Origin of the sequence: Streptomyces sp. BBFR25, from assembly GCF_044590125.1 — a bacterium.
Taxonomy (GTDB): Bacteria; Actinomycetota; Actinomycetes; order Streptomycetales; family Streptomycetaceae; genus Streptomyces; species Streptomyces canus_D.
In genome coordinates, this window is record NZ_CP172447.1 from 5,518,373 (window position 1) to 5,544,236 (window position 25,864).

Sequence of the window (25,864 nt, forward strand, 5' to 3'; positions counted from 1 at the left end):
GACACGGGCGTGACAACGCCGTCGGCCCGGCCCCGCGTGGATCGCGGGACCGGGCCGACGGTCTGGGACGAGCGGCGCGGATCAGCTCTCGCCGGCCTCCGCGGTGGCGGCGGCCGTCTTGCGGGTGCGGCGCGCCCTGGGCTTCGCCTCCGCCGTGTCGGCGTCCGCTGCGGGCGCCTCGACGGCGGCCGCTGCCTTTCGGGTCCGGCGCCGCGGCGCGGCCTCCGGCTCCTGCGAGGCCTGGGCCGGGATCTCGGCGGCGACCTCGGGGGCCGCGGCCGTCTTCCGGGTGCGGCGGGTCTTGGGCTTCGCCTCTGTGGCCTCGGCGGTGTCGGCGGCGGCCTCTGCCTTGGCGGTGGCCGTCTTCCGGGTGCGTCGGGGCTTGGTCTCGGCGGTTGCCTCGGTGTCCTCCGGGGCCTGCGCGGCCGGTTCGGCGGCCTTGCGGGTGCGGCGGGTCTTGGGCTTCGCTTCCGTGGCCTCGGCGGTGTCGGCGGCGGCTTCCGCCTTGGCGGTGGCCGTCTTCCGGGTGCGTCGGGGCTTGGTCTCGGCGGTTGCCTCGGTGTCCTCCGGGGCCTGCGCGGCCGGTTCGGCGGCCTTGCGGGTGCGGCGGGTCTTGGGCTTCGCTTCCGTGGCCTCGGCGGTGTCGGCGGCGGCTTCCGCCTTGGCGGTGGCCGTCTTCCGGGTGCGTCGGGGCTTGGTCTCGGGCGTTGCCTCGGTCTCCGCAGCCTGCGCGGTCTCGGTGTCGGCGACGGCCGCCTTGCGCGTACGGCGGCGCGGCTTGGTCTCGGCCGGTTCGGACGCGGACTCGGTCACTGCCTCGGCCGTGTCGAGCGCGGCCTCGGCGGCCGTGGCCTTGCGGGTGCGGCGACGCGGCTTCTCGGCGGGCGCCTCGGCAGCGGGGCCCTCGACGACCGTCGGGGCCGCCACGGCCGCGGGGCTCTCCACGACCGCCGCCTCGGGGGTCGCCGTCGCAGCGGTTTCCAGCGGGGTCTCAGCGGACTTGCGGGTGCGGCGGCGGCGCGGCTTGGCCGGGGCCTCCACGACCTCCGTGGCCTCCGCCGTTTCCACGACCGCGGCCTCGGAAGGCGCGAGCGCGGTGTCCTCGACGGCCCGTGTCACCGGGGTGTCGACCGTCGCGGCGGCCTCCGGGCGGCGCGAGGGCTCACCATTGCGCGTACGGCGCCGGCGGCGCAGCGTGCGGGGACCCTGCGCGGCGTCGGTGCCCGCGTCGGCGGCGCTGTCGGCACCGCCGGTCACGGCCTCCGTCGCGGTCGTCTCGGTGGTGGCGGTGTGCTCCGCGTCCACCGGCGCACCGCCGCGCATCCGACGGCGGCGGCGCGGCGTCGTACGGGAGGAACGGTCGCGGTCGCCGGAGCGCGCGTCGTCGCGGCCACCACGGCCACCGCGGTCTCCCCGGTCGCCGCGCCCGCGGCCACCGCGGCCGCCCGTCTCGCCCAGGTCCTCGACCTCCTCCGCGTCGAGCCCGGCGCGCGTGCGCTCCGAGCGCGGCAGAACGCCCTTGGTGCCCTCGGGAATGCCGAGGTCGGTGTAGAAGTGCGGGGAGGTGGAGTACGTCTCCGGCGGGTCGCTGAAGCCCAGGTCCAGCGCCTTGTTGATCAGCTGCCAGCGCGGGATGTCGTCCCAGTCGACCAGCGTGATCGCCGTACCCTTGGCGCCCGCGCGGCCGGTGCGGCCGATGCGGTGCAGGTACGTCTTCTCCTCTTCCGGCGACTGGTAGTTGATGACGTGCGTCACGCCCTCGACGTCGATGCCGCGGGCGGCCACGTCGGTGCAGACGAGCACGTCCACCTTGCCGTTGCGGAAGGCGCGCAGGGCCTGCTCGCGGGCGCCCTGGCCGAGGTCGCCGTGGACCGCGCCGGAGGCGAAGCCGCGCTGCTTGAGCTGGTCGGCCAGGTCGGCGGCGGTGCGCTTGGTGCGGCAGAAGACCATGGCCAGACCGCGGCCGTCGGCCTGCAGTATCCGGGCCACCATCTCGGGCTTGTCCATGTTGTGCGCGCGGTAGACGAACTGCTTGGTGTTCGCGACCGTCGCGCCCGCGTCGTCCGGCGAGGTGGCGGAGATGTGCGTCGGCTGCGACATGTAACGGCGGGCCAGTCCGATGACGGCGCCCGGCATGGTGGCCGAGAACAGCATCGTCTGACGCCTGGCCGGCAGCATGTTGATGATCTTCTCGACGTCGGGCAGGAAGCCCAGGTCGAGCATCTCGTCGGCCTCGTCGAGGACCAGGCTCTTGATGTGCTTCAGGCTCAGCTTCTTCTGGCCCGCGAGGTCCAGCAGACGGCCCGGGGTGCCGACGATCACGTCGACGCCCTTCTTGAGGGCCTCCACCTGCGGCTCGTACGCCCGGCCGCCGTAGATCGCGAGGACGCGCACGTTGCGCACCTTGCCCGCGGTCAGGAGGTCGTTGGTGACCTGCTGGCACAGCTCGCGCGTCGGGACGACGACGAGGGCCTGCGGGGCGTCGGTCAGGGCCTCGGGAGCGGCGCGGCCGCCCTCGACGTCGGCGGGGACGGTCACCCGCTCGAGGAGCGGGAGGCCGAAGCCCAGCGTCTTGCCCGTGCCGGTCTTGGCCTGGCCGATGACGTCCTTGCCCGAAAGGGCTACGGGGAGCGTCATCTCCTGGATGGGGAAGGGAGTGGTGATGCCGACGGCTTCGAGGGCTTCGGCGGTCTCGGGGAGGATCCCGAGGGATCGGAACGTCGTAGTCAGGGTGCTGCCTCTTCTGTGTGCGTGGTGCGAGGCGAGCGCGCGGGTCGTGCCGGACCGTGTCGGGGACGTCGGCTGCCTTACGGGTGAGCCGTAGGACACGGGACCTCTGTCGACGCTCCAGCGCTCGTACCACTGAGGGTCCCCCTCCGGATTCCGTACGCACTGTCGCGTACGGCGGGAGGGCTGTCGGGTCGGAGCCGATCGGGCCACCGACCGGGCATCCTCATGCGTGCGGCCCGACGACGATGTCACGTACCCGTACGTCACATACTCGGCAGGCGCATTACCACCATACCCCGGATTCGCGCACACGCGATGGCCGATTTGCTCACGTAGTCGTCGTCACACTGACTGACCAGGGACTTACCACCGTCGAAGAGCGGGCTATTGTGCGCTGCATGACGAGCTCTGACAAGCCTGGTACCGCCGCAGACGCCCCCGCCGAGACCGCCGGAACCACCGGTACCGCCGGAGCCACGCCGGTCGCCGCCCGCGACTGGGCGACGGCCGCGTCCGACCCGCAGTACCGCGCCGCGGTCGTGGACCTGCTCGGCGCGCTCGCGTACGGCGAGCTGGCGGCGTTCGAGCGGCTCGCGGAGGACGCCAAGCTGGCGCCCACGCTGGCGGACAAGGCGGAGCTGGCGAAGATGGCGTCGGCGGAGTTCCACCACTTCGAGCGGCTGCGCGACCGGCTGGCCGAGATCGGCGAGGAGCCGACGGGCGCCATGGAGCCGTTCGTGGCCGCCTACGACGGCTTCCACAAGCAGACGGACCCCTCGGACTGGCTGGAGGGCCTCGTCAAGGCCTACGTCGGCGACTCCATCGCCAGTGACTTCTACCGCGAGGTCGCCGCCCGCCTGGACACGGACACCCGCGAGCTGGTCCTCGCCGTGCTCGACGACACCGGGCACGCGGGCTTCGCCGTGGAGAAGGTGCGGGCGGCGATCGACGCCGACCCGCGCGTGGGCGGGCGGCTCGCCCTGTGGGCGCGGCGGCTGATGGGGGAGGCGCTCTCGCAGTCCCAGCGGGTGGTGGCCGACCGGGACGCGCTGTCGACGATGCTCGTGGGCGGGGTCGCGGACGGCTTCGACCTGGCCGAGGTCGGCAAGATGTTCTCCCGGATCACCGAGGCGCACACCAAGCGGATGGCGGCCCTGGGACTGGCCGCCTGACCTCTCCCTCTGACCTCTCCGTCTGACCTCTGTCGACGCGGGCCCGGCGCGGAACCGCGGCCGTCCCTCAGGCGGCCGCCGAGCTGCGCCGGAGCCGTCCAGCGGGGCGCAGCAGCAGCGACAGCGAGGCCGCGGAGAGCGTCGCCGAGCCCAGCAGCACGAGCACGAACCCTCCGGCGCCCAGCGCCGTGTGCGTGACGAACGCCCCGAAGAGGGCCCCGGCGACGCCGGTCGGCAGGACCAGGAGCGGGGCGGGCAGGCGGTGGGGCAGACGGTGTGCGGCGGCCCATGCCAGGGCGAGGCCGAGGAGTGCGGCGCTGAGCGCTTCCAAGATCATGTCGGGGTCCCTCCCACATGGCCGGCCTGCCCCAAACGGTCACAGCCGACTTACCCCTGACCTGCGGAATGCAATCCTCCCTCTGTGGGTGAACTGTGCTCCGCCGAGGGTGAACCGTGCTCCGCCCGTGAACGGCGAGGGGAGCCGGAACGGGAAGACGGTGGGGCCCGGCGGTGTGTCACCGCCGGGCCCCACCCGTACTTCGTTCGTCGTCCCGCGTCCGGCGGCTACAGCGCGCCGAAGCCCACCTTGCGCGGGGCCGGCTCACCGATCTCGACGTAGGCGAGCCGGTCGGCCGGCACCAGGACCTTGCGGCCGTGTTCGTCCACGAGGCTCAGCAGCTGCGACTTGCCGGCCAGTGCCTCGCCCACCACGCGCTCGACCTCCTCGGCGCTCTGACCGCTCTCCAGAACGATCTCGCGGGGCGCGTGCTGCACGCCGATCTTGACCTCCACGGCTATGTCCCTCCGACGGTCAGTAAGTGCGCGATCTTCCGCGCCGTACCAGCACACATTAGCCCGGTGAGGGGACGTACACGCTGCGTCGGAGAACGCCAGGAGCGAACAGCCGACGGGAACAGAACCGCGCCGTGCCGGTCAGTGCTGCTCGGTGCCGTGCAGCGGGAAGCCGGCGATGCCCCGCCAGGCCAGCGAGGTCAGCAGCTGGACCGCCTGGTCGCGGGGCACGCTGCGGTCGCTGTGCAGCCAGGAGCGCGCCACCACCTGCGCGAGACCGCCCAGCCCCGAGGCCAGCAGCATCGACTCCGCGCGCGAGAGGCCGGTGTCCTCGGCGATCACGTCGCAGATCGCCTCGGCGCACTCGTTCGTCACCTTGTCCACGCGCTCGCGCACGGCGGGCTCGTTGGTCAGGTCCGACTCGAAGACCAGGCGGAAGGCGCCGCCGTCGTCCTCGACGTAGGCGAAGTAGGCGTCCATCGTCGCCCGGACGCGCTGCTTGTTGTCGGAGGTCGACGCGAGCGCGCTGCGCACGGACTGGATCAGCGCCTCGCAGTGCTGGTCCAGCAGGGCGAGGTAGAGGTCGAGCTTGCCGGGAAAGTGCTGGTAGAGCACCGGCTTGCTGACGCCGGCGCGCTCGGCGATGTCGTCCATCGCGGCCGCGTGGTAGCCCTGGGCGACGAACACTTCCTGTGCGGCGCCCAGCAGCTGGTTGCGTCGGGCTCGGCGGGGAAGGCGTGTGCCCCGCGGGCGTACCGCCTCTGTCTGCTCGATGGCTGTCACGCCGCCTCCCATAGTCGTCCTCGTGCGGTGTGCGCCGCGTCGACATCGTACTTTTCGGTAACCGTGGTGTGGGTGCTGCGAGCGCAGAATTTCACGGACCGGACGGTGGCGAAAGCCGCACAACAGGTTTCAAAAGTGTCCAGACCGGGCAAAGATCGGCCTCCCGTCCGGGCGGGGGAGCCGCTCCGCCACCTCGTGGCGCGTGGCGTCCCCGCCGTTCAGCGGTAGTCGTCCTCGTCGTGCGAGACGACCCGGGCCTGCTCGGCCAGGTCGGCCTCGTTGGCGCGGTCGGGCTCGACGTCGGTGAGCGGTTCGTCGCGGTCCGGTGCGAGGTCCGCGCGCTGCTCGGCGGCGTCGGCGTCGGGCGCCTCCACGTCGCGGTCCTCCGGGTCCGGTGCCTGGGCCTCGTCGTCGAAGGTCTCGGGGTCGGTCGGGTCGACGGTCATGCTGGGCTCCCTTCCTACGGACGTCCCCGGGGTGCAGGGGTCACACGCGGGTGCCCACTTCACGAGCCTAGGAGACACCCGATCCGGACGCCATGCGTCGCCGCGGCCGGTCTCGCGTGCTCGGTCCCGCGTATACGGTCCCGGCGCTGACGGCGGGCGTCGACGGCATCCGTACCCCGCCGACGCGCCGCCGCAGCACCGCTTGTGACTGCGAACACATGAACCATAGTGTGATCATCTCGTAATATTGCCGCATGTCTTCGACCGAGCCGCCGTCCGTGCCGCCCGCCAACGTGCTGCCGAAGGTCGCGGCCGTCAAGGTCGCGGACGGCGAGCGGCTCAGGTCGGTCCACCTCCCCGGCACCACCCTGACGGTGCGGTCGAGGCGGCCCGCCCGCGAGGGACTGCCGCCCGCCCTCTACGTCCACGGCCTCGGCGGCTCCTCGCAGAACTGGTCGGCGCTCATGCCGCTGCTGGACGGCGTCGTCCACAGCGAGGCCGTCGACCTGCCCGGCTTCGGCGACTCCCCGCCGCCGGACGACGGCGACTACTCGATCACCGGCCACGCGCGCGCGGTCGTCCGTTACCTCGACGCGTCCGGGCGTGGTCCGGTGCACCTGTTCGGGAACTCGCTCGGCGGCGCCGTCGTCACCCGCGTGGCCGCGGCGCGGCCCGATCTGGTGCGGACGTTGACCCTCGTGTCGCCCGCGCTGCCGGAGATCCGCGTGCAGCGCACCGCCCTGCCGACGGGACTGCTGGCGCTGCCGGGGGTGGTGCGGCTGTTCAACCGGCTCACCCGCGAGTGGACGGCGGAGCAGCGGGTCCGTGGCGTGACGGCGCTCTGCTACGGCGACCCCGGGAGAGTGAGCGAGGAGGGCTTCCGCAACGCCGTCGAGGAGATGGAGCGGCGGCTGCGACTGCCGTACTTCTGGGACGCGATGGCGCGCTCCGCGCGGGGAATCGTCAACGCGTACACGCTCGGCGGCCAGCACGCGCTGTGGCGACAGGCCGAGCGGGTTCTCGCACCCACGCTCCTGGTCTACGGTGGACGGGACCAACTCGTCGGCTACCGCATGGCCCAGCGGGCTGCCCGCGCCTTCCGTGACTCCCGGCTGGTGACCCTGCCGGACGCGGGACACGTGGCGATGATGGAGTATCCGGAGACCGTGGCCACGGCCTTCCGTGAATTCCTCGCGGACACCGCGGACACGGCTGCCGCCGCGGACGCGGTGGGCACCGGGAAGCCGGCGGGTGGCGACAGGACCGACGGGGCCGTGGACAGCGAGCCCGCCAACCAGACCACAGGAGGCTGAGGCGCAACGTGGGACGCCACAGCCGCCGCGGGCCCGCCCCCAAGGCAGACGCCGCGGACACCGCCGCCACACGCGAAAACCCGCCGGGGCGGCCCGACCCGCGCCCGGCGAACGGGCCTTCGCAGGAACCGCAGGGGGGCGACGGGACGTTCCGCGGTGCGGCGCCGGGCGACGTCTCGGGCGTCCGTCAGGGGCACGCGGGCCCCGGCCCGGGGCGCGGTCCGGGCGCCCGGTTCCCGGACGGGACACCGGCCCACGGCTTCCCCCGGATGACGGACGGGACGCCCGCGCGAGGCGTTCCGAGGCTCCCCGAGGGCACGCCGGCGCACGGTGCGCCCAGGTATCCCGACGGCACCCCGGCGCACGGTGTGCCGCGGGTCCGGGGCGGTCACCCCGAGCAGCGCGAGCCCGGCGGAGGCTGGGGCGCGTTGGGCGGGCGGACCGGTGCCGGGCACGGATCGTCGGCGGGACCGGGCGCCGGGGCTCCCGCGTCCTTCGCGCCGTCGTCGCCGTCCGGTCCGTCCGGGCGGCCGTCCCCGCCCTTTCCCAGGCAGCGGCAGGCGCCCGCGGAGGGGCCGCGGCAGGACTACCTGGACGCCTTCGGGGAGAACGACGACGTCTTCTCGGCCCGAACCCGGCGGCGCGCCCCCGGTGCGTCGGGGCCCGCCGACCCGTACGCCTCCGTCACCGACTGGAGTGCCGTCGACGGGGGCGGCGCCGGGAGCGGGGGTGTTCCCGGCGACGCGGGTGCGGACGCCGACGACCGACCGCCCACGGGCGAACCCGCACCGGTCAAGGGCGCCAAGGGCCGGACCTTCACCGGTATCGCGGCGGCCGCCGTCACCACCGTGCTGGCCGTCGTCGTGGCCGGTCAGGTCGCCGACGGGGCGGACGGGGGCGACATGCGCGCACAGTCCACCACCGACCAGGCCCGGGGCGCCCACGACCCGTCACGGAACGACGAGCGCCCTACGCCCTCCGCGCCCGCGGCCCCGAAACCGCTCACGTACGAGCAGAAGATGGGCAAGACCTACCCGCTCGGCGCCACCCTCAAGGCCTCGGGGAAGTTCGACGCGGTCCCGGGCATCGCCAAGGGGCCCGGGCGGGGGGAGAAGTACACCTACCGCGTGGACATCGAGCAGGGACTCGGTCTCGACGGCGCGCTCTTCGCCGACGCCGTGCAGAAGACCCTCAACGACGACCGGAGCTGGGCCCACAACGGCGCCCGCAGCTTCGAGCGCATCGAGTCGGGCCAGCCCGACTTCGTCATCACGCTGGCCAGCCCCGGCACGACCGCCGAGTGGTGTGCCAAATCCGGTCTGGACACCACCCAGGACAACGTGTCCTGCGACTCGGCCGCCACCCAGCGCGTGATGATCAACGCCTACCGCTGGGCCCAGGGCGCCGCGCCGTACGGTGACGCGATCCACGCGTACCGGCAGATGCTGATCAACCACGAAGTCGGTCACCGCATCGGCTACAACCACGTCACCTGCGACAAGGACGGCGAACTCGCCCCGGTCATGCAGCAGCAGACGAAATTCATCGACCACGACGGAATCGACTGCCGCCCCAACGCCTGGGCCTACCCGAACAGCTGACCGGAGGCGAGGGCCTCACGTGCGGTGACTGTTTGATCTCTTAGCGCGACCGAACGCGCCTCGTACGGGAAAGTTACGACCGTTCACCCCTTTTGGTGGCGCGATGGACAACCGTCCATCGCGCCACCGCCTTGTCCGCATACGTTCGTCCCGCTGCGAGCCGCCGGGCCAACGGCGGCTCCCCAAACGGGAGATCGGGGGTGCGCGCGTGCGCATCGGACTGCTTACGGAGGGTGGCTATCCGTATGTGAGCGGTGAGGCCGGGCTCTGGTGCGACCGGCTCGTGCGCGGCCTGGAGCAGCACGAGTTCGACGTCTACGCGCTCAGCCGGAGCGAGCACGAGGAGGCCGAGGGCTGGGTCCCGCTGCCGCCGCAGGTCGGCCGGGTGCGCACCGCCCCGCTGTGGGAAACCGTGGACGACGGAATCGTCCACGGACGGCGCGCGCGTCGGCGCTTCGCCGAGTGCTACGGCGAGTTGGCCACGGCCCTGTGCACGGCGGGCCCCGGGAATCCGTCCGGGGGGCCGGAGGGAGAGCCTCAAGGGCAGTCGGCCCTTGAGGCGGACCGTTTCGCCAGCGCGCTGTACGGCCTCGCCGAACTCGCCCACGACGAGGGCGGCCTGTCCACCGCGCTCCGCTCGGAGACCGCCGTACGCGCCCTGGAACGCGCCTGTCGCGCGCCCGGCGCCCACCGTTCGGCGCGCGAGGCTCGCGTTCCCGATCTGCTGACCGTCGCCGCGCGCCTCGAACGCGCGCTGCGCCCTCTGTCCCTCGACTGGTACGAGGACGACGACCTCGGTTCGGTGGACCTGTGCCACGCGACCTCCGGCGGTACGGCGGCCCTTCCGGGCCTGCTCGCCCGGCACTTCTGCGACGTGCCCCTGCTGGTGACCGAGTACGGCGTGCGGCTGCGGACGCACTATCTGACGGAGCCCGACTCCTCGCCCGCGATACGGTCGCTGCTCGCCGCCTTCCACGGTCGGCTGGCCGCCGAGACCTACCGGCGCGCGGCCGTGATCACCCCCGGCAACGCGCACGCCCGGCGCTGGCAGGAGCGCTGTGGCGCCGACCGCGCCAAGCTGCGCACGGTCCACCCCGGCATGGACGCGGCCCCGTTCGCGGGCGTGGGGGAGTCCCCGGAGTGCGCCGACCCGCAGACCCTCGTCTGGGTCGGCCGTGTCGAGCCGGCCAAGGACCTGGTCTCGCTGCTGCACGCCTTCGCGGAGATCCGCAGGGCGGAGCCCGGCTCGCGACTGAGGATCGTCGGCGCCCCCTCGGGCCCCGAGGGCGCCGCGTACCTGGTCCACTGCAAGGCGCTGGCCGCGCAGCTGTTCCCCGACGAGGCCGACGGTCCGCACGCCGTGGGCCGCAACCCGGTCTCCTTCGAGGAGACCGGCGGGCCCGAACTGCCCTTCCGCGTCGACGCGTACGCCTCGGGCGCCCTGGTCGTGCTCTCCAGCGTGGTCGAGGGGTTCCCGGCCGGGCTCGTCGAGGCCATGTTCTGCGGCCGTGCGACGGTGTCCACCGATGTCGGCGCGGTGGTGGAGGCCATCGGCGGCACCGGACTCGTCGTGCCCCCGCGCAATCCGCGGGCGCTCGCCGAGGCGTGCATCGCGCTGTTGCGCGACCCCGAGCGCCGGGACCGGCTGGGCGCCGCCGCGCGCGCCCGCGCACTGGAGCTGTTCACTGTCGAGCAGAACATCGCGGCATTTCACGGCATTTACCTGGAGATCCTCTCGCGCACACCGGCACGCCGCGTCCTACTCGACGACACCGGCGAGCCCTTGCTCTTCGGCGTCCCCGCCGAGGCCCACGTCCCCGGTCGCTGGAGTGACCCCACGGCCCGAGTGGTGGCCCGGGGCGGCCCCGGCTGGGCGACCGAGGCCGATCCGGTCCGGGCGACCACGCCGGTCTCACCGGTCTCACCGGTCTCACCGGTCTCATCGGTCTCGGCGAGTGAGGGAGCGGCCCGATGAGCGGCCTCGGCGAACTGGACCGGCCCGAGACCCCGCGCAGCCCGGGCGCCTGGGACGAACGTTCACGGACGTCCCTGGCCGACGGAACCGATGGGGCCGACGGGGCCCGCGGGACACACGAGACCGACACGGCCCCGGCCCTCGGCGCGCAGACGGGCGTGGGGCCTCGGGACGGTGCCGGTCGCGACGGCAGCAGGAAGTCGCCGTCCGGAGCCGCCGCACGCCGTTCCGCCGCGGACCCCGTGAAGGGGTTGCTGCACCGGCACCGCGAACTGTGCGAACGCGCCGTGGACCCACTGGAGATCGCGGCGGGCCTGGAAGCGCACGGCGTCACCGACCGCACCGCCGCACGCTTCCGTCACCGTGACGTCTTCTCCCTCGCGGAAGAGATGTACGCCCGTGTCCCGCGCGACCGCGACACCCCCGCGAGCCCCGAGGACGCGCCGACACCCCGGCCACGCGGGCCACGCACCGCCGGGGTCGTCCTCGCCCTGCTGCCCGGTGCGCTGTGCGCCGTCGCCGTGGCCGGACTGCGCCTGGCCGAAGGCCGGCCGCGCCTGATCGTGGCCGTCGTCGGCATCCTCGCGGTGTCCCTGGCCCTGGGGGCCGCACTGCGTCGCGGGCCGCTGAGCGGCGCCACGCGCACCACCAGCACCTGGACCTGCTGGCTCGTCGGCTACGCCGTCCTCGGCGACGGACTCCTGCGGACCGCTGTCAGCGGCGGCCCCGACGGTCTCCCGGACGGCACCGCCGACGGTCCGTGGCCCGTCACCGTCGCTCCCGTCCTGGCGCTCGCGCTGTCCTACGCCCCCGCGGCCGGATGCGCCCGCCTCTTCGCCGCGGGCGCCCGCGGCAAACTGAGGTCCAGCCGGGGCCTGGCCGACTTCTCCGCCTCCGTACGCCCTCTGCTGCTCGGCACGTTCGCGCTGTACATGGGCGTCCTCACGGGTCTGCTGGTGCTGACCGGCGCCGTGCTCGGCGAGCCCGGCGGCCTTCCCCAGGGCCTCAGCCTGGGCGCCCTGCTGCTGCTCGCCCGGCTGCTCACGGTGCACGGTCACGCATACGCCCCCACCCTCGTCCTCACCGTCGCGGCCGCCGCGGAGGCCGTCGCCCTGGCCACGCTCTTCGCCGGCCGCCTCCCCGGCTGCGGCTTCCTGACCGTCCCCGTGGAGGCACTGGTCGCCGCGTGCGGCCCGGCCGGTGTCCCGACGGCCGTCTGCGGCGTCGGCGCCCTGACCCTCCTGGTCCACGCGTGCCGTCGCCTGACCAGGGCGTCGGCCCACGCGACGACGGAGCGAACACGGTGAGCGCGCGCCCAAACAGCCCTTCACACGCCTCCAACACCCTCGTAACACCCCCTGAAGGAGCCCCCAGATGACCACCTCCCGACCCGACGCCTCGGCACCGGGAGCCGCCCGATGAGAGTTCTGCTGATCGGAGCCAACGGCTACCTCGGCCGCTTCGTCGCCGACCGTCTGCTCGCCGACCCGGCCGTCCAGCTCACCGCCCTCGGCCGGGGTGACGACGCGGACGTCCGCTTCGACCTCGCCACCGGAAGCCCCGGCGCCCTCACCCGCTTCCTCGACGCGGTCCATCCCGGCGTGGTCGTCAACTGCGCGGGCACCACCCGGGGCGGTGCCCGCGAACTCACCCGGCACAACACCGTCGCCGTCGCCACCGTCTGCGAGGCCCTGCGCCGCAGCGGCTGCGGCGCCCGTCTGGTGCAGGTCGGCTGCAGCGCCGAGTACGGCCCCAGCCAGCCGGGCTCCTCGACCGCGGAGGACGCCGTGCCCCGCCCCGGCGGCCCCTACGGCGTCAGCAAACTCGCCGCGACCGAACTCGTCCTCGGCTCCGGCCTGGACGCCGTCGTCCTGCGGGTCTTCTCGCCCGCGGGGCCCGGCACGCCCGCCGGCTCGCCGCTGGGGCGGCTCGCCGAGGCGATGCGGCGCGCGATGCAGTCCGGCGACGGTGAGCTGCGGCTCGGTGGCCTCGGCGCCCAGCGGGACTTCATCGACGTCCGCGACGTCGCCCGCGCGGTGCACGCGGCCTCGCTCTCCGCCGCCCAGGGCGTCATCAACATCGGCTCCGGCCGCGCCGTCCGCCTGCGCGACGCCGCCGCCACCCTCGCCCGGGTCGCCGGCTACGGCGGCGCCCTGCACGAACTCGACGGCCCTCCGGGCGCGCTGCGGCCCACCATCGGCCATCCCCGTACCGAGTCCGTCGGCCACCGCGTCGACGCCCTCGGCCACCACCGGACAGAGGTCCTCGGCCACCACCGCCCGGACCCCCTCGGAAGCCGCGGCGAGCGCACGGACCCCGAGCACGCGGCACCGGCCCCCCACCCGTACCCCGACGGCTGCGGCAGCTGGCAGCAGGCCGATGTGCGCACCGCACGCGACCGGCTCGGCTGGCGGCCCCGCATCGCCCTCGAAGAGTCCCTCGCCGATATCTGGATGGAGGCGGCATGCCGTATCTGACCAGTACCAGGACCGGCACCGCGAGCACCGGTGTCCGAACCGGGCTCGGTGTCCCGGGGCTGGCCCACCCCCTCGTCGCCCCCGACGAGTGGGCCGGCCTCACCAGCCCCTGCATCCCGCTGCACTGGGTCGTCCTCAACATCGCCAACGGGCCCGGGGCGCACCCCGACCCGCGGTGCCTGGAGGCCGCCGGTCGCCTGCGCAACGCGGGCGTCCGCGTCCTCGGCCATCTCGACGCCGCCTACGGGACCCGCAGCCTCGGCGAACAGATCTCCGACGCCCACCGGTACCTCGACTGGTACCAGGTCGACGGATTCCTCCTCGCCCACTGCCCGTCCGACCGGACCGCCCTTCCCGAGGTCCGCCGTACGGTCACCACCCTGCGGACGATCCGTGACGATGCCCACATCGTCCTCGGCCACGGCACCCACCCCTGTCCCGGCTATGCCGAGAACGCCGACCAGCTCGTCACCTTCGCGGGCACCTGGGCCGACTACCGCTGGTCCCAGGCGGCCGAGTGGAGCGCCGACTATCCGCCCGAGCGCTTCTGCCACTTCGTGCACGGCCTGCCGCGCGGGCACCTGGAGGAAGCGCTGCGCATCGCCCGTTGGCAGGGAGCGGCCACGATCTACTTCACCGACCGCACGGACCGCGGCGGCCGGGCCGACCCCTGGGAGACGATGCCCGGCTACTGGGACGAAATCGTCTCGCGAGTCGGGACGGGTGTCTCGGAATGAAAAAGGGCGTGGCAGTGTTACCGGAAGAACAACCGTAATTACTGACCGACCAACGGAGTCCCCGTGTCGCTGCCACCCCTGGTCGAGCCGGCCGCCGAGCTCACCGTAGACGAGGTCCGCAGGTACTCCCGCCACCTGATCATCCCCGACGTGGGGATGGACGGGCAGAAGCGGCTGAAGAACGCCAAGGTGCTCGCCGTGGGCGCGGGCGGCCTCGGCTCGCCGACTCTGATGTACCTGGCGGCAGCCGGTGTCGGCACGCTCGGCATCATCGAGTTCGACGAGGTCGACGAGTCGAACCTGCAGCGGCAGGTCATCCACAGCCAGGCCGACATCGGCCGGCCCAAGGCCGAGTCCGCCCGTGACACCATCAAGGGCATCAACCCGTACGTGGACGTGATCCTTCACCAGGAGCGGCTTGAGGCCGACAACGTGATGGACATCTTCAGCCAGTACGACCTGATCGTCGACGGCACGGACAACTTCGCGACCCGCTACCTGGTCAACGACGCCTGCGTGCTGCTGAACAAGCCCTACGTCTGGGGTTCGATCTACCGCTTCGACGGCCAGGCCTCCGTCTTCTGGTCCGAGCACGGCCCCTGCTACCGCTGCCTCTACCCGGAGCCCCCGCCCCCCGGCATGGTCCCCTCCTGCGCCGAGGGCGGTGTGCTGGGCGTGCTGTGCGCGTCCATCGGCTCCATCCAGACCAACGAGGCCATCAAGCTCCTCCAGGGCATCGGCGAGCCGCTGGTCGGCCGCCTGATGATCTACGACGCCCTGGAGATGACCTACCGCCAGGTCAAGGTCCGCAAGGACCCCGACTGCGCGGTCTGCGGCGAGAACCCGACCGTCACCGAGCTCATCGACTACGAGGCCTTCTGCGGCGTCGTGTCCGAGGAGGCCCAGGCGGCCGCCGCCGACTCGACGATCACTCCCAAGCAGCTCAAGGAGTGGATCGACGACGGCGAGAACATCGAGCTCATCGACGTCCGTGAGCCGAACGAGTTCGAGATCGTCTCCATCCCGGGCGCCCGGCTGATCCCGAAGAACGAGTTCCTCATGGGCTCCGCCCTGGAGAGCCTCCCGCAGGACAAGAAGATCGTCTTGAACTGCAAGACGGGTGTCCGCAGTGCGGAAGTCCTCGCGGTCCTCAAGTCCGCCGGCTTCTCGGACGCCGTCCACGTCGGCGGCGGCGTGATCGGCTGGGTCAACCAGATCGAACCGGCGAAGCCCGTCTACTGACCGGCTCCCGGACCCGCTTCCCGGACGGCGGGGGTTTCGCGCACCGCGGGTGCCCGAAGCCCCCGCCGCCGTCATGAGCAGACCTTGCCGTCCTTCGGCACCGTCCCCTTCAACAGGTAGGCGTCCACCGCGGAGTCGACACAGTCGCTCCCGCTCCCGTACGCGCCGTGTCCCTCGCCCTTCCAGGTCAGCACCACGCCGACGTCCTTGCCCAGTTCGTCCGCCATCCTCCGGGCGCCCTCGTAGGGCGTGGCCGGGTCGCCCGTGTTGCCGACGACCAGGATCGGGGCCGCTCCGGGTGCGCTCACCTCCGGCGTCTCGTGCTGACCGGCCACCGGCCAGTCGTGGCACCATCCGGCGGTGTCCCAGCCGAGGAAGGCGCCGAAGACGGGCGACACCTTCTCGAACGTCGGCAGCAGCTTCTTCGTCTCCTCCACGGTCGGCCGCTGCTTGTCGTCCAGGCACGATATGACTCGTTGCGAGTGGGTCGTCGTGCCGTAGCGCCCCGAGGGATCACGCTCGTTGTAACCGTCGGCGAGCGCCAGCAACTCGGAGCCGTCGCCCTTCTCGGCCGCCTCCAGCGCACTGGTCAGGGCCGGCCAGCCGCTCTCGCTGTACAGCGGCAGCACGATCCCGGTGAGCGCGAGCGTCTGCGTCAGCTTCCGGCCCGGCGAGGAGGTCGGCAGCGGCTCCGCGTCCAGGCGCTCCAGCAGGCCGGCGATCTTCCGGGACCCTTGTCCGGGTTCCTGCCCGGTCGACTCCAGGTAGTCGTCCAGTGCGCGCTGGAAGCCCCTGGCCTGGTTCTCCGCGTGGCCCATCGTGTCGGCGCCCGGGTCGACCACGGCGTCGAGGATCACACGCCCCACGCGCTCGGGGAACAGGTGGGCGTAGACGCCGCCGAGTTCGGTGCCGTAGGAGATGCCGAAGTAGTGCAGCTTCTCGTCGCCCAGTACATGGCGCATCAGGTCCAGGTCGCGAGCGGTGTCCGTGGTCGAGACGTGCTTCATGAGCTTGCCGGCGGCCTTCTCACAGCCCTTGCCGAAGTCGGCGGCGTCCTTCAGGTAGGCCCGCTCCTCGGCCGCGGTGTCCGGCGTGGAGTCCACCGACTCGGCGGCCTCGATCGCCTCGTCGGTGCGGCAGCGGACGCCCTCGCTGGTGGCCACCCCGCGCGGGTCCCAGCTCACCAGGTCGTACCGCTGGTGGAGGGAGGAGACGGTGTCGCCGTAGGACGGCATCATGGAGACGCCGGAACCTCCGGGGCCGCCGAAGTTGAACAGCAGGGAGCCTATGCGGTCGTCCCCGCTCGCCCTGGACCGGATCAGTGCGAGATCGATCGTCTCGCCGTCCGGGTCGGACCAGTCCAGCGGCGCCCGGAGCGTGGCGCACTGCCAGTCGCCGTCCGGAGCCGGGGCCTCGTCGGTGCCCTTGCACCGGGCCCAGTCCAAAGTCTGGGACGCCAGCGCTTTCGGCACCCCGGACGGGGCCGCCGCCGAAGGTGCCGCGCTGCTCCTGCCCCCGTCGTCCTTGTCCTCGTCGGACGAGCCGCCGCTGCAGCCCGCCGTCAGCAGTGCGGCGGCGGCCGTCAGAGCCGTCCACCGGACGAGACGCGCCATGTCCTCTCCCCCCTGGCAAGCCGTCCGCACCGTGCGGCGGATGGCGTTGCTGCCATGGTAGGTGGAGCGGGCAGAGCCCGCCGACGCCTGTGGATAACGCTCCGACCTGCTGCTTTGCCCGATCTGTGGCGCCGTCCTCGGTCAGGAGCAGACGGTTTTGGCCGCCGGCACCCTGCCGTCGAGCAGATAGCCGTGCACCGCGTCCTGCACGCACCTGTTCTTGCTGTCGTAGGCACCGTGCCCCTGGCCCTTGTAGGTCAGTTCCACGCCGACGCCCTTGCCGAGCGCGTCCACCATCCTCCCGGCGCCCTCGTAGGGAGTCGCGGGGTCGCCGGTGTTGCCGATCACCAGGATCGGCGGTGCGCCCGGGGCGCTGACGTCCGGATGGTCGGCGGTACCGGCGACCGGCCAGTCGGTGCAGCTGAGCATGGACCAGGCGAGGTAGTCGCCGAACAACGGGGAGGCGTCCCGGAACTCGGGCAGCCTGCCCTCCACGTACGCGGAGTCGTACCGGGGTTTGTCGTCGGCGCAGTTGATGGCGACGTTCGCGGCGGTGATGTTGCTGTACTGGCCGTCCTCGTTGCGCCCGTTCAACGCGTCCGACAGCACCATGAGGACCCGCCCGTCCCCGTCGTACGCCTGCTCCAGGCCCTCGGTGAGGTACTCCCAGAAGTCCTTCGAGTACAGCGCCTGTGCGATGCCGCCGGTCGCGGCGGTCTCGGTGAGTTCGCGGGGGAAGACGCCGGGGATCGGATCGCGGTCGAGGTCCTTCAGCAGCCGGGCGATGCGCGCCTTGACGTCCTCGGCGGTGTCCCCGATGGGACAGTCCTCGGTCTTCGACACACAGTCCTCGGCGAAGTTGTCGAGCGCCAGCTGGAATCCCTTCGCCTGGCCCAGTGAGCTCTGTTCCGCCGTCTGCGTCGGGTCGACGACCGCGTCGAAGACGGCACGGCCCACGTGCCGGGGGAAGAGGTGGGCGTAGACGCCGCCGAGTTCGGTGCCGTAGGAGATGCCGAAGTAGTGCAGCTTCTCGTCGCCGAGCACCTGGCGCATCAGGTCCATGTCGCGGGCGGCGTCGGTCGTGCGCACCTGCGGAAGGATCTTCTTCGAGTTCTTCTCGCAGGCCGCGTTGAACTCCTCCGTGTTGTTCACGAACTCGGTTCGCTCGGCCCGGTCGTCGGGGGTGGCGTCCTGCTGGAAGTAGGCGTCGAGCTGTTTGTCGTCCAGGCACTCCACGGGATCGCTGCGGCCGACGCCGCGCGGATCGAAGCTGACCAGGTCGTAGCGGGTGCGCAGCTTCGCGTAGTCCTGGCCGAACGCGGGCAGTGTGGTGACGCCCGACCCGCCAGGACCGCCGAAGTTGAAGACGAGCGAGCCGATCCGCCGGTCCGCCGCGCCGCTGGCCTCGGCGCGGATCAGCGCGAGGCCGATCGTGTCGCCCTCGGGGTCGTCCCAGTCGAGTGGGGCCCTCATGGTGGCGCACTGCCACGCGTCGCCGTCCGGCAGCGGGGAGGGGGCGGCGCCGCCACCCTCGGCCTCGGACGGTGACGGGCAGTCCTTCCAGTCCAGCTTCTGGCCCGTCAGGTTCTCGTCGTCCTCCTGCGACCCGCCGCCGCAGCCCGCCAGCAGGGCGGACAGCACGAGGGCGGTGGCGGTCAGGGCGGCGGCGCGCAGCCGGGAGGGATTCGGCATGCGTCCATCGTGCGGTCGCGCGGGAGTGCGTGCTCGGGGCCAGGGCCGTACGGGCTACGGGCTATGGGGTACGGAGCACCGTTCCCGCGTCCGGTTACAGCGCCTCTTTGCGCGTGAGGTGGTTGAAGACCAGCCAGCCCGGCAGTACCGGCAGCCACAGGGTGAGCAGCCGGTACAGCAGCACCGCGGGCGCTGCGACCTCCTTGGGAAGGCCGACGGCGATCAGACCGACCGTCAGCGTCGCCTCCACCGCGCCCACACCGCCCGGTGTCGGCGCGGCGGACCCCAGGGCGTTGCCCGCGAGGAAGACGACCGCGACGCTCGCCAGACTGATCGACGTCGAGTCGTCGCCGAAGGCGCGGATCGAGGCGTCCAGGCACATCACGAAGCAGGCCGTGAGCAGCAGCATGCCGCCGATGCCGGTGATCAGCTTCTGCGGCCGCTGCAGCACGTCCAGCATGCGCGGCACCACCCCGGCGAAGAGCGACCGCACGCGCGTGACGACGAATTTGCGCAGGAACGGCACCGACGTCACCACGAGCACCAGGACCGCCACGGTCAGCAGCCCGGCGATCACCGTCCGGGACGGCGACAGCGACGGCGTCTTCTCGGTGCCGGTCAGATAGCCGAAGGACAGCAGCATCAGGATGTGGCAGCCGAGCCCGAACAACTGGGACGCGCCGACACTCGCCACCGCGAGCCCCGGGCGCACGCCCGCGCGTTGCAGGAAGCGGGTGTTCAGGGCGACGCCGCCGACCGCGGCAGGGGCGACGATCTTCACGAACGATCCGGCGACCTGCGCGGCCACGGTCCGCAGGAACGGCACCTTCTCGGGCACGAAGCCCAGCAGGGACATCGCCGCGGCGACGTAGCTCGCCGCCGAGAACAGCACGGCCGCCGCCACCCAGCCCCACTGGGCGTTCGAGATCAGGGGTCCGAACTCGATGTGGGTGAGCTGGGTCAGCAGGAAGTAGGCGCCGATCGCGCCGGCGATGAAGCTGATCAGCGTGCGCGGCCGCACCCGCTCCAGCCGGGCCGGCTCGACGGGGGCCTGCGGCCTGATGCGCAGCACCGCGTGGCGGATCTGGGTGAGCAGGTCCTCCTCGCGCGCCTCCTCGATGGCCTCGTCCACGGCCCGTTTCTCGGCCCGCTGCTCGGCACGCACCGCCTTCTTGTCCGGTTTGTCTGCGGGGGTGGACGGGTCGGTCTGCTCCGGCGCGTGGCTCGTGGTGTCGTGACCGGCCGCCTCCGCGCGGGCCAGCTTGGCCTGCCGGGACGACTCCAGTACCGCCTCGCGCTCGCGCTGCGCCCGTTCCCGCGCCAGTCGGCGCAGGGTCGCGCGCGTGGAGCGGCTCAGCGCGATGGGCTGGAGCATGGGCAGGCAGTCCGCCACCGCGTCGGGGCCGAGGACACCCACCGCCGACGCGACCGCGCGTTCGGCACCGACCCGCAGGCCGAGCGTCACCAGGAGCTGGGAGATGTCCATGCGCAGCAGCAGGTCACCGGCGGCGATCTCACCGATGCGCAGGTCGGTGAGGATCACCGTGCCGGAACGATCCACCAGGATCGCGTCGCCCACCAGCCTGCGGTGCGCGATGCGCCGGGACTGCAGCGCCCGCACCTGCTCCCAGGTCCCGCGCAGCAGGTCGTCGGTGATCTCCTCGTCCGCCAGCGAGTCCAGCGAGCGTCCGCCGGTGTGCTCGTAGACGAGCATGACGGCGTCGGGTCCCAGCTCGGACGTGGCGATCAGCTTGGGGGCGTTGGCACCGGCCGCGATCGCCGCGTAGGCGAGCAGCGCCTCCTGCTCCAGCGCCTGGCGCAGGGAGGGCAGGCTGCTGCGGGTGGCGAAGCCGCGCAGCGTGAGGTTGCGCCACGCGCGGTAGAAGAAGCCCTGCGCCTGCTGCTCGCGGTCCACCACCGTCACGTCGAGCGGCCGGCCGTCCTCCAGCGTGACGAAGTAGCGGCGCCCGCGGTCCCCGGTCTCGACGCTGTCGGACGGCGCTTCCTGCCGGGCGGCGGTCACCGGCCGGAAGCCGACGTGCCGCAGGCCCGCCATCAGCGTCCGGCCGGTGGGCCGGACGTTGGGGGAGCCGACGGCGTACAGGGTGCCGTAGGCGACGGTCCAGCCGATGAGGACGGTCAGGATGATCGAGAACGGCGTCGTGTAACCGGTGACCAGCATCGAGAAGGCGTCGAGGAGCAGCACGATCCACAGCACCGCGCGCCAGCGGGGTCTGCGGGACATACCGACGGCCGTCATGTACGCGATGACTGGGGCGAGGTAGCCGTGCACGGGGTCGGTCAGCGCGTGGATGTCACCCGGGGACGGCTGGGTGAGCGCCTCCTGGATGGAGCCGGGAGCGGCCTTGGCGACCCACAGGTCGGTGGCGAGCGTCACCCCGTGCGCGAGGACCGCCGCCAGTACGCCGTCGGCGATCCGCAGCCCGTCCCGTTTGATCAGCCGCTCGATCGCGAACGCGACGGGCACCAGGAGGATCGCGATGCTGGAGGCCAGTCCCGCGATCTTGATGAGCAGGTCGGGAGCCTGGCCGGTGCCCTTGTTGATGTCCTGTTCGAGGCCCGAGGTGGTGCCGTGCGCGAAGGCGGCGATGGCCAGGAGTACGGCGACGGCGAGCACGCCCACCAGGAGGCGCACCAGGTCGGAGGGCCGGTGCACGCGCGCGGGGAGCAGCGGTTCGTCGCCCTCGACCTCGTCGATGTGGGCCACGTCGTCGGGGTCGGCGGCCGTCGCCGAGGGGCCCTCGGCCGGCCGCTCGCCGGTCTCCGTGTCGCCCGCGTCCGCGGTGTCCGCGCGCGAGGAGGCGTCAGAGGTGCCCTCGGCGTCGTCGGGGTGCACACCCTGCTGCTTCATCGCCTCTTCTTGCTCTCGTATCACTGGTCACCGCCCGCACGATGGTGGCATGCCGCGTCGGACTCGGCAGGCATCAGGGTGCCCGTGCGGGCCGCACAGTCTGCCCGAAGCGACGCCCGCGGGCGAGGGACGCGGGCCTTCGGGTGTGCGTCGCGTTGTCGGCGGGGTGCGGCAGGATGGGTCGGATGAGCGAGCAGAGCCTTCCGGACGGCGACCGTCCGGAGAACGCGGACGCGCTGCCCGAGTACGCCGAGCGGGTCCTCGACGTGACCGAGGTGATCCCGCCGGGCCGCGTCATGACGTACGGGGACGTGGCCGAGTATCTGGAGGAGGGGGGACCCCGCCAGGTCGGCCGGGTGATGTCCCTCTACGGGGGAGGCGTCCCCTGGTGGCGTGTCGTCCGCGCGGACGGCGTCCTGCTCGCTGGGCACGAACTGGAGGCCCTCGACCGCTACCGGGAGGAGGGCACGCCCTTGAGGGAGGCGAGCAGAGCCGCCGAGGGGCACCTGCCGCGCCTCGACCTGAAGCGGGCGCGGTGGGACGGCGGTGGACGCTCGCAGGAGCACGACGGACGCGCACAGGGTCACACCTGACAGCTTCCGCCATTCGACGGGCCGATGTGTGACATGTGATCCGTAAGAGGTAAACGGGGCGCTTCGGGCATGTCCGTGGCATGACGTACGTTCGTGGGGCAGGGGGCGCTCGTGCCACGAGTGACCCGAGGGAAGAAGAGGAAGCGCTACTTCCGCCTTTTCCGTCGGCGTAGCGTCGGCCGCACGCGTCCCCCTCATCCCGCGGCCACCGCCCCGCCCGCGGCGCGGACGGCCCACCAGCACACCCACCAGGACCGGCGAACCACGTGAGCTCCTCTTCCTCCACCGGACACCCGTCGCACCCCCAGGTGCGACGGGGGAGCCGTGGCGCCTACCGACTGGTGCGTACCCCGCCGGCACGCGTGGACCCCCCTCGTCTGGACGCCGCACAGCGCGCCGTGGTTGACCACCGGGCCGGACCGCTGCTCGTCCTGGCGGGGCCGGGCACCGGCAAGACCACCACGCTGGTCGAGTCGGTGGCGGACCGGATCGCCGAGGGCGGCGACCCCGAGCGCATCCTGGTGCTGACCTTCAGCCGCAAGGCGGCCGTCGAGCTGCGCGACCGGATGGCGCTGCGCATCGGCGCCGCACGCGCCCCCCGGGCCACGACCTTTCACTCCTTCGGTTACGCCCTGGTCCGCGCCCACCAGGACAGCGATCTGTTCGTGGAACCCCTGCGGCTGCTGTCCGGCCCGGAGCAGGACGTGACGGTGCGCGAACTGCTCGCCGGCCAGGTGGACCTGGAACGGCTCGGGCTCGCCCATGTGCGCTGGCCCGACGAGCTGCGGGCCTGCCTGACGACACGCGGCTTCGCGGACGAGGTCCGCGCGGTGCTCGCCCGCAGCCGCGAACTGGGACTCGGCCCGGACGCGCTCGGCGCCTTCGCCCGGCGCATCGGCCGCCCCGACTGGCGTGCCGCCGCCCTCTTCCTCGCCGAGTACCTCGACGTGCTCGACCTCCAGGGCGTGCTCGACTACGCCGAACTGGTCCACCGCGCGGTGCTCCTCGCCCGCCGCCCCGAGGTCACCGCGCACCTGACCGCCCAGTACGACGCGGTGTACGTCGACGAGTACCAGGACACCGACCCTGCCCAGGTACGGCTGCTGCACGCCCTGGCGGACGGCGGACGCACCCTCGTCGCCTTCGGCGACCCCGACCAGTCGATCTACGCCTTCCGGGGCGCGGACGTCAACGGCATCCTGGACTTCCCGACCGCCTTCCCGTGCGCGGACGGCCGTCCGGCGCCGGTCGAGGTGCTGCGGACCTCACGCCGGTCCGGGGCCGCCCTGCTGGCCGCCACCCGGCTGCTGACGCGGCGCATGCCGCTGACCCGCCTCCCCGCCGACAAGGTCCGCGCCCACCGTGAGCTGTCCCCGGAGCGGGACGGCGGGCGGGTCGAGGTGTACACGTACCCGACCTCCGGCACCGAGCTGGACAACATCGCCGACATCCTGCGCCGGGCGCACCTGGAGGACGGCGTCCCGTGGGGGGAGATGGCCGTCCTGGTACGCGCCGGTGCGCGCGCCATCCCCACCCTCCGCCGTGTCCTCAGCGCGGCCGGCGTCCCCCTGGACATCGACGGCGACGACCTCCCGCTGCGCCACGAGCCCGCGGTGGCGCCCCTGCTGACAGCGCTGCGAGCCGTGGCGGAGGCGGAGGCCGGAGCCGGGGCGGGGGAGCGGTCCGGGACCGGCGCGGCCGAGCAGGCCGTGTCCGAGGCGGCGTCGAACGACGCACCGGTGCCCGAGCCCCCGGCCGACACCGGCACCGCCGCCGACACAACCGCCGACGCCGACGCCGACGCCGAGGCGCGGCCCACGCGCGGTGAACGCGCGCACCGCGCGGAGGATCCGTGCTGGCTGCCCACCGAGACCGCCCTCACCCTCCTCACCTCGCCCCTCGCCGGTATGGACGCCGCGGACCTGCGCCGCCTCGGCCGTGCCCTGCGCGACGAGCAGCGCGCCGCCGGCAACCCACTGCCGCCGCCCTCGGACGAACTGCTCGCGCGGGCGCTGGCCGAGCCGGAGCGGCTCGCCGTGCACGACCCCGCGTACGCGCGCGGTGCCCAGCGGCTCGGCGCGCTGCTGCGCAAGGCACGTGAGCGCCTGGCGGGAGGCGGCAGCGCCGAGGAGGCGCTGTGGGACCTGTGGGACGGCACCCCGTGGCCCACCCGCCTGGAGCGCTCCGCCCGGCGCGGCGGCGCGGCCGGGCGCAACGCCGACCGCGACCTGGACGCCGTGTGCGCGCTGTTCGCGACGGCCGCCCGCGCGGAGGAGCGCACCGGTGGCCGGGGCGCCCTGAACTTCCTGGAGCAGATCGACGCCGAGGACATCGCGGCCGACACCCTCGCACGGCGTGCCGTACGCCCCGACGCCGTCCGCCTGATGACCGCGCACCGCTCCAAGGGGCTGGAGTGGCGGCTGGTCGTCGTCGCCGGTGTCCAGGAGGGTCTGTGGCCGGACCTGCGCCGCCGCGGCTCCCTCCTGGAGGCCGACCGGATCGGCCGCGACGGGCTCGCCGAACCGCTCACCCCCGGAGCCCTGCTCGCCGAGGAGCGCCGCCTGTTCTACGTGGCCGCCACACGCGCGCGTGAACGACTCGTCGTCACCGCGGTGAAGGCACCGGCCGACGACGGGGACCAGCCCTCCCGGTTCCTGACCGAACTGGGCGTCGAACCCGCCGACGTCACCGGCCGCCCGCGCCGCCCCCTGGCCGTCGCGGCGCTCGTCGCCGAACTGCGGGCCACCACCGTCGACCCCCGCGTCTCCGCGCCCCTGAGGGAGGCCGCCGCACGCCGTCTGGCCCGCCTCGCCGCGCTGACCGACGAGGACGGCCGCCCCCTGGTGCCGTCCGCCCATCCCTACCGCTGGTGGGGCATGTGGGACCCGACCGAGAGCAAGGTGCCCCTGCGCGACCGCGACCAGCCCGTCACCCTCTCCGGAAGCGCCCTGGACCAGTTGGCCAACACCTGCGCCCTGCAGTGGTTCCTGGGCCGTGAGGTGAAGGCCGACGCGCCCGCGACCACCGCCCAGGGCTTCGGCAACGTGGTGCACGTCCTCGCCGACGAGGTGGCCTCCGGACACACCCCGGCCGACCTCGCCGTCCTCATGGAACGCCTGGACTCCGTGTGGAACGCGCTCGCCTTCGACGCGCCCTGGAAGTCGGCCCAGGAGAAGGCCAACGCGCGCGTGGCGCTCGAACGCTTCCTGAAGTGGCACGTCATGGACCGCGCCGGGCGCACCCCGGTGGCGAGCGAGCACGACTTCGACGTGACCCTGGAGGCGGGCGACTACGAGGTGCGCATCCGGGGCCAGATGGACCGCGTGGAGACCGACGGCGACGGCCGCGCCTACGTCGTCGACTTCAAGACCGGCAAACAGGCGCCCACGTCCTCGGAGGTGGCCCGCCACCCCCAGCTCGCCGTCTACCAGCTCGCCGTCCGCGAAGGCGCCGTCGACGAGGCCTTCGACGGCGTGCGCCCCGAACCGGGCGGCGCCGAACTCGTCCACCTGCGCCAGGGCGCGCCCCGGCGGGACGGCGGCGAGACCCTGCCCAAGGTGCAGACGCAGGAGTCGCAGCAGGGGCCGGAGGGCGAGTGGGTCGGCGACCTGCTGGCCACGGCCGCGGGCAAGGTCCTCGACGAACGGTTCACCCCGACCACGGGCCAGCACTGCACCCACTGCGCCTTCCGCGCGTCCTGCAGCGCACGGCCCGAGGGCCGGCACGTAGTGGAGTGAGCGACGACGGGGACCGGGGATCGGAGACTGGGACCAGGCCCGGGCCGCTGAGGCCGGGCGGCCGGTGTGACACGTCGCACCACACGGGC

General features: G+C 73.1%; 18 protein-coding genes. 10 read left to right on the forward strand and 8 right to left on the reverse strand.

What is annotated here, in order from left to right; translation table 11 throughout:
* Positions 1-81: 81 nt before the first annotated feature.
* Positions 82-2,637: a DEAD/DEAH box helicase gene (locus ACGH52_RS25320; protein ID WP_399942582.1), complete on the reverse strand. Its 2,556-nt coding sequence runs from the start codon at positions 2,635-2,637 to the stop codon at positions 82-84.
* 491 nt (positions 2,638-3,128) lie between these two features.
* Between ACGH52_RS25320 and ACGH52_RS25325 the strand changes: the two genes are divergently transcribed.
* Entirely contained in the window at positions 3,129-3,902 is a 774-nt protein-coding gene (locus ACGH52_RS25325) for a ferritin-like domain-containing protein (RefSeq protein WP_059300707.1), read from the forward strand.
* Positions 3,903-3,969: 67 nt separating this feature from the next.
* On the opposite strand, the gene ACGH52_RS25330 is transcribed toward ACGH52_RS25325, so the two are convergent.
* The 4 genes from ACGH52_RS25330 to ACGH52_RS25345 all read right to left on the reverse strand — a co-directional run bounded on the left by ACGH52_RS25330 (position 3,970) and on the right by ACGH52_RS25345 (position 5,923).
* Positions 3,970-4,239 (reverse strand): hypothetical protein, encoded by a 270-nt coding sequence (locus tag ACGH52_RS25330; protein ID WP_059300706.1) that lies wholly within the window; start codon positions 4,237-4,239, stop codon positions 3,970-3,972.
* Positions 4,240-4,466: 227 nt separating this feature from the next.
* Entirely contained in the window at positions 4,467-4,694 is a 228-nt protein-coding gene (locus tag ACGH52_RS25335) for a DUF3107 domain-containing protein (protein WP_007444428.1), read from the reverse strand.
* A gap of 141 nt (positions 4,695-4,835) precedes the next feature.
* Positions 4,836-5,477 (reverse strand): TetR/AcrR family transcriptional regulator, encoded by a 642-nt coding sequence (locus ACGH52_RS25340; protein ID WP_030400709.1) that lies wholly within the window; start codon positions 5,475-5,477, stop codon positions 4,836-4,838.
* A 218-nt stretch (positions 5,478-5,695) separates the two neighbouring features.
* Positions 5,696-5,923 carry a hypothetical protein gene (locus ACGH52_RS25345; protein WP_076976164.1) on the reverse strand — a complete coding sequence of 76 codons (228 nt, stop codon included), beginning with the start codon at positions 5,921-5,923 and terminating at the stop codon, positions 5,696-5,698.
* A 254-nt stretch (positions 5,924-6,177) separates the two neighbouring features.
* Here ACGH52_RS25345 and ACGH52_RS25350 point away from each other — a divergent pair, with 254 nt between their 5' ends.
* From ACGH52_RS25350 to moeZ, 7 genes are all read left to right on the forward strand, one after another.
* Positions 6,178-7,236, forward strand: a complete 1,059-nt coding sequence (locus ACGH52_RS25350) for an alpha/beta fold hydrolase (RefSeq protein WP_399942586.1) — start codon at positions 6,178-6,180, stop codon at positions 7,234-7,236.
* Positions 7,237-7,244: 8 nt separating this feature from the next.
* Positions 7,245-8,837, forward strand: coding sequence for a DUF3152 domain-containing protein (locus ACGH52_RS25355; RefSeq protein ID WP_399942589.1), 1,593 nt, complete (start codon positions 7,245-7,247; stop codon positions 8,835-8,837).
* A gap of 208 nt (positions 8,838-9,045) precedes the next feature.
* Positions 9,046-10,812, forward strand: coding sequence for a DUF3492 domain-containing protein (locus ACGH52_RS25360; RefSeq protein WP_399942592.1), 1,767 nt, complete (start codon positions 9,046-9,048; stop codon positions 10,810-10,812).
* Positions 10,809-12,119, forward strand: a complete 1,311-nt coding sequence (locus tag ACGH52_RS25365; RefSeq protein ID WP_399942595.1) for a hypothetical protein — start codon at positions 10,809-10,811, stop codon at positions 12,117-12,119. Before ACGH52_RS25360 ends, ACGH52_RS25365 begins: the two co-directional genes overlap by 4 nt.
* 111 nt (positions 12,120-12,230) lie before the next feature.
* On the forward strand, positions 12,231-13,289 hold the full coding sequence (locus tag ACGH52_RS25370; protein WP_399942598.1) for an NAD-dependent epimerase/dehydratase family protein: 1,059 nt from the start codon (positions 12,231-12,233) through the stop codon (positions 13,287-13,289).
* Positions 13,277-14,026: a spherulation-specific family 4 protein gene (locus ACGH52_RS25375; protein ID WP_399942601.1), complete on the forward strand. Its 750-nt coding sequence runs from the start codon at positions 13,277-13,279 to the stop codon at positions 14,024-14,026. Before ACGH52_RS25370 ends, ACGH52_RS25375 begins: the two co-directional genes overlap by 13 nt.
* 63 nt (positions 14,027-14,089) lie before the next feature.
* Positions 14,090-15,268, forward strand: a complete 1,179-nt coding sequence (moeZ, locus tag ACGH52_RS25380; protein WP_059300698.1) for an adenylyltransferase/sulfurtransferase MoeZ — start codon at positions 14,090-14,092, stop codon at positions 15,266-15,268.
* 71 nt (positions 15,269-15,339) lie between these two features.
* Here the strand turns inward: moeZ and ACGH52_RS25385 are convergent, their stop codons facing one another.
* From ACGH52_RS25385 to ACGH52_RS25395, 3 genes are all read right to left on the reverse strand, one after another.
* Positions 15,340-16,881, reverse strand: a complete 1,542-nt coding sequence (locus ACGH52_RS25385; RefSeq protein ID WP_399942604.1) for an alpha/beta hydrolase — start codon at positions 16,879-16,881, stop codon at positions 15,340-15,342.
* Positions 16,882-17,022: 141 nt separating this feature from the next.
* Positions 17,023-18,573 (reverse strand): alpha/beta hydrolase, encoded by a 1,551-nt coding sequence (locus ACGH52_RS25390; RefSeq protein WP_121701854.1) that lies wholly within the window; start codon positions 18,571-18,573, stop codon positions 17,023-17,025.
* A 94-nt stretch (positions 18,574-18,667) separates the two neighbouring features.
* Positions 18,668-21,445, reverse strand: a complete 2,778-nt coding sequence (locus tag ACGH52_RS25395; protein ID WP_121701853.1) for a lysylphosphatidylglycerol synthase transmembrane domain-containing protein — start codon at positions 21,443-21,445, stop codon at positions 18,668-18,670.
* Positions 21,446-21,630: 185 nt separating this feature from the next.
* On the opposite strand from ACGH52_RS25395, the gene ACGH52_RS25400 reads away from it, so the two are divergent.
* Positions 21,631-22,038: an MGMT family protein gene (locus tag ACGH52_RS25400; protein ID WP_059300694.1), complete on the forward strand. Its 408-nt coding sequence runs from the start codon at positions 21,631-21,633 to the stop codon at positions 22,036-22,038.
* Positions 22,039-22,304: 266 nt separating this feature from the next.
* Positions 22,305-25,775 carry an ATP-dependent helicase gene (locus ACGH52_RS25405; RefSeq protein ID WP_399942609.1) on the forward strand — a complete coding sequence of 1,157 codons (3,471 nt, stop codon included), beginning with the start codon at positions 22,305-22,307 and terminating at the stop codon, positions 25,773-25,775.
* Positions 25,776-25,864 lie beyond the last annotated feature (89 nt).

What these genes read in the sequence shown, in the direction of transcription:
- ACGH52_RS25320 (WP_399942582.1), bottom strand. Translation starts at nt 2,637, where the DNA reads ATGACGCTCCCCGTAGCCCTTTCGGGCAAGGACGTCATCGGCCAGGCC.
- ACGH52_RS25325 (WP_059300707.1), top strand. Translation starts at nt 3,129, where the DNA reads ATGACGAGCTCTGACAAGCCTGGTACCGCCGCAGACGCCCCCGCCGAG.
- ACGH52_RS25330 (WP_059300706.1), bottom strand. Translation starts at nt 4,239, where the DNA reads ATGATCTTGGAAGCGCTCAGCGCCGCACTCCTCGGCCTCGCCCTGGCA.
- ACGH52_RS25345 (WP_076976164.1), bottom strand. Translation starts at nt 5,923, where the DNA reads ATGACCGTCGACCCGACCGACCCCGAGACCTTCGACGACGAGGCCCAG.
- ACGH52_RS25350 (WP_399942586.1), top strand. Translation starts at nt 6,178, where the DNA reads ATGTCTTCGACCGAGCCGCCGTCCGTGCCGCCCGCCAACGTGCTGCCG.
- ACGH52_RS25365 (WP_399942595.1), top strand. Translation starts at nt 10,809, where the DNA reads ATGAGCGGCCTCGGCGAACTGGACCGGCCCGAGACCCCGCGCAGCCCG.
- ACGH52_RS25370 (WP_399942598.1), top strand. Translation starts at nt 12,231, where the DNA reads ATGAGAGTTCTGCTGATCGGAGCCAACGGCTACCTCGGCCGCTTCGTC.
- ACGH52_RS25375 (WP_399942601.1), top strand. Translation starts at nt 13,277, where the DNA reads ATGCCGTATCTGACCAGTACCAGGACCGGCACCGCGAGCACCGGTGTC.
- ACGH52_RS25385 (WP_399942604.1), bottom strand. Translation starts at nt 16,881, where the DNA reads ATGGCGCGTCTCGTCCGGTGGACGGCTCTGACGGCCGCCGCCGCACTG.
- ACGH52_RS25390 (WP_121701854.1), bottom strand. Translation starts at nt 18,573, where the DNA reads ATGCCGAATCCCTCCCGGCTGCGCGCCGCCGCCCTGACCGCCACCGCC.
- ACGH52_RS25395 (WP_121701853.1), bottom strand. Translation starts at nt 21,445, where the DNA reads ATGAAGCAGCAGGGTGTGCACCCCGACGACGCCGAGGGCACCTCTGAC.
- ACGH52_RS25400 (WP_059300694.1), top strand. Translation starts at nt 21,631, where the DNA reads ATGAGCGAGCAGAGCCTTCCGGACGGCGACCGTCCGGAGAACGCGGAC.